At 53.4% G+C, this 498-nt stretch carries 5 tRNA genes; all 5 read left to right on the forward strand.

Features of this window, described 5'->3' with window-relative positions:
- Nucleotides 1–41 precede the first annotated feature (41 nt).
- Nucleotides 42–115: transfer RNA gene (locus RV13_RS20540), tRNA-Arg, on the forward strand.
- 3 nt (nt 116–118) lie between these two features.
- A tRNA-Pro gene (locus RV13_RS20545) sits at nt 119–192 on the forward strand.
- A gap of 15 nt (nt 193–207) precedes the next feature.
- Nucleotides 208–280 (forward strand) — tRNA-Ala (locus RV13_RS20550).
- 13 nt (nt 281–293) lie between these two features.
- Nucleotides 294–367: transfer RNA gene (locus RV13_RS20555), tRNA-Met, on the forward strand.
- 14 nt (nt 368–381) lie between these two features.
- A tRNA-Ile gene (locus RV13_RS20560) sits at nt 382–455 on the forward strand.
- The last annotated feature ends 43 nt before the right edge of the window (nt 456–498 follow it).

Consider the following 498-nt stretch of genomic DNA (forward strand, 5'->3'; position numbering starts at 1 on the left):
CGTACCGGTTCGATTCCGGTCCTCGGCATTAACTAAATAACGCACCCGTAGCTCAATTGGATAGAGTACTTGACTACGAATCAAGGGGTTAGAGGTTCGAGTCCTCTCGGGTGCATTTCGGGAAGTAGCTCAGCTTGGTAGAGCACTTGGTTTGGGACCAAGGGGTCGCAGGTTCGAATCCTGTCTTCCCGATAAAAATAAAATTATGGGGCCTTAGCTCAGCTGGGAGAGCGCCTGCTTTGCACGCAGGAGGTCAGCGGTTCGATCCCGCTAGGCTCCATTTTTATTAATAACGCGGTGTAGCTCAGCTGGCTAGAGCGTCCGGTTCATACCCGGGAGGTCGGGGGTTCGATCCCCTCCGCCGCGATTTTATTCGAGCCAGGACCTTTAGCTCAGTTGGTTAGAGCAGACGGCTCATAACCGTCCGGTCGTAGGTTCGAGTCCTACAAGGTCCATAGTGACTCTTTTACGGAGGATTACCCAAGTCCGGCTGAAGGG

Source organism: Enterococcus raffinosus (assembly GCF_001886185.1).
Taxonomy (GTDB): Bacteria; Bacillota; Bacilli; order Lactobacillales; family Enterococcaceae; genus Enterococcus_A; species Enterococcus_A raffinosus.